The organism is Streptomyces sp. NPDC020362, assembly GCF_040642095.1.
In the GTDB taxonomy this organism is placed as follows: domain Bacteria; phylum Actinomycetota; class Actinomycetes; order Streptomycetales; family Streptomycetaceae; genus Streptomyces.
Window position 1 is genome coordinate 1 of record NZ_JBFAET010000441.1, and the last position, 2,338, is coordinate 2,338.

Consider the following 2,338-nt stretch of genomic DNA (forward strand, 5'->3'; position numbering starts at 1 on the left):
ACGCTGCCGCGTGAGTCGTTCTACTGGCTCGCCGTTCTCGTCACCTTCGCGCTCGGCACCGCGACCGGCGACTGGACTCTGGAGCTGACCGGCTGGAGCCCGGGCGTCTCCGTGTTGCTGCCGCTCGGCCTCATCGCGGCGATCACGCTGTTGTGGAAGTTCGGCGCGAACCCGGTGCTGTCCTTCTGGCTCGCCTACATCCTGACCCGTCCGCTGGGCGCGAACATCGGCGACTGGCTCGCCTCCCCGAAGGTCGCTCAGCCGGGCGAGCCGACCGGTCTCGACCTGGGCACCTTCACCACCAGCCTGATCTTCCTCGGCCTGATCCTGGCGACCGTGGTCTACCTGACGGTGACGCGCTCGGACGTGACCGAGACCCACGAGGCGACCCACGCCGCACCGGCCACCAGCAACCCGCGCAGGGAGCGCACCGCGCTGGCCGGCTTCGGACTGCTGGCCCTCGCCACTGCGGCCCTGCTGGTCTGGGCCCACGGCCAGCCGCACGTCGGCCCGGCGGCGGAGGAGGACAACACCTCCGCCGTCCAGATGGCTCCCGGCCAGGCGGTGAAGAAGTTCCCGCCCGCGAAGGTCGACGCACTGAAGAAGCTCGCATCGACCTCGCTCAAGGACGCACGCTCGGGGGACGCGACGGGCGCGCACGCGGCCGCCCAGTCGCTGCGTGACCTGTGGGACGCCGACCAGGCATCGCTGCAGCCGCTGGACCAGACCGGCTGGACCTCCATCGACGCCCAGATGGACAAGGTGCTGGGGACCTTCGGCATCGACCACTCGAACCCGCCGATGTCGCCCGCACAGCAGGAGAAGGAACTGAACGCCCTCCTGACGGACATGGGCTGACAGACCGCACAGCGCCCGGCAGGCCCACCCGGCCGACGGGCTCAGTGTGCCGAGGCGGCGCAGAGAACCGCGCTTCCTCGGCACACGCCGGCGAGCTGCGGACACCGCGATGCGGCCGGGGCCGCCTGCGGCAGCCCGGTCCACAGACTCTCGTGGGGCGGTCGCTGACCGGATGGCGCCGGCCGAACGAGTGCAGACCCTACTGCGCGGACAGGCGAGGGCCAGTCAACTCTTCGTCCCGGCCCCATCGCTCCAGCCACAGCGCTCGAGGCGGTAGCCATGCCCTCGGAGCGTGGTGATGTGAGGCAACCGGCAAGGGCGGGCGGACTCCTCGGCGGCCTGGGTGAGACGTCGGCGCAGGCCGGCCATGGTGACGTCCAGGGTCTTGGTGGGGCCGAACCAGTTCTCGTCCCACACCTTTGCCATCAGCGTTTCTCGCGAGACGGCGGTGCCGGGGTTCTGGGCGAGCAGGGCGAGGAGGTCGAATTCCTTCGGCCGCAAGGAGATCTCCGTGTCGTGCAGGGTGCAGCGGCGTGCCGTGGTGTCGATGATCAGGTCGCCGAGCCGTAGTGGGGGCTGCGGCTGCGATGTGCTGGTCTGTCGGCGCAGGTGGGCGCGGAGACGGGCCAGCAGAACGGTGAGGCTGAAGGGCTTGACCAGGTAGTCGTCGGCGCCTGCGTCCAGGCCGGCGATGACGTCGATGTCGTCGGTACGGGCGGTGAGGATCACGATCAGCAGGTCGGGGAAGCGGGCGCGCAGGGTGCGGGCGAGGTCCAGTCCGTCGAGGTCGGGCAGGCCGAGGTCCAGGAGAACGGCGTCGTAGGCGGTGCGGTCCGTCTCCGTCAGGGCCGAGGCGCCGGTGCGGCTCCAGGCGGGGGCGTAGCCGTTGACGCGGAGGCCGGTTTCCAGGTGGCGTCCGATGGTGTCGTCGTCTTCGACGACCAGGATGTGCAGGCGGCTGCGGTCCGGTGCGGCAGGCGTGCCCATGGCAACAGAGTAGACAGGTCGCTCCCTCACAGGTCGCGGAGTTCCTCCACTGCGGGGCGCCGGGCACTGCGGACGCCGTTCAGGGCTGCGGCCAGTACGGCGATCAAGGCGGCCAGTCCGGTCAGGGTCAGGTAGACGCCGGGCACCGCCAGGGCGGCGGGCGGCGGATCGAAGACGCCGGTGAGTACCTTGACCAGCATCTCCGACAGCGCCCATCCGATGACGGCACCCCCGGCCAGGCCGCCTGCGGCCAGCAGGAGGGCCTCGGTGAGGACCATGCCGCGCAGCTGGCGTGTGCGTGCGCCGAGGACGGTGGCGATGGCGAAGGTGCGGCGGCGTTCGGCGAGCCCGAGGGCGAGGACCAGTCCCCCGGCTCCGGCGGCCAGCAGGACCGCGAAGGCAAGCTCGATGCGGGTGAGTCCGGCCAGGTCGACGGAGGTCAGGCTGGTGCCGACGGTGCCGCGGGTCTGGGTGAGGTCGCTGACGGTGGCGC

The 2,338-nt window shown here is 71.2% G+C and carries 3 protein-coding genes; 1 reads left to right on the plus strand and 2 read right to left on the minus strand.

Annotation, left to right across the window (positions count from 1 at the left end; translation table 11 throughout):
* Window positions 1–858, plus strand: an 858-nt coding sequence (locus AB0H32_RS47980) for a hypothetical protein (RefSeq protein WP_361135957.1), incomplete at its 5' end; no start/stop codon positions are given.
* Window positions 859–1,083: 225 nt separating this feature from the next.
* Here the strand turns inward: AB0H32_RS47980 and AB0H32_RS47985 are convergent.
* Window positions 1,084–1,845: a response regulator transcription factor gene (locus AB0H32_RS47985; RefSeq protein WP_361135960.1), complete on the minus strand. Its 762-nt coding sequence runs from the start codon at window positions 1,843–1,845 to the stop codon at window positions 1,084–1,086.
* Window positions 1,846–1,871: 26 nt separating this feature from the next.
* On the minus strand, window positions 1,872–2,338 hold a 467-nt coding region (locus AB0H32_RS47990; RefSeq protein ID WP_361135963.1), incomplete at its 5' end, for an FtsX-like permease family protein.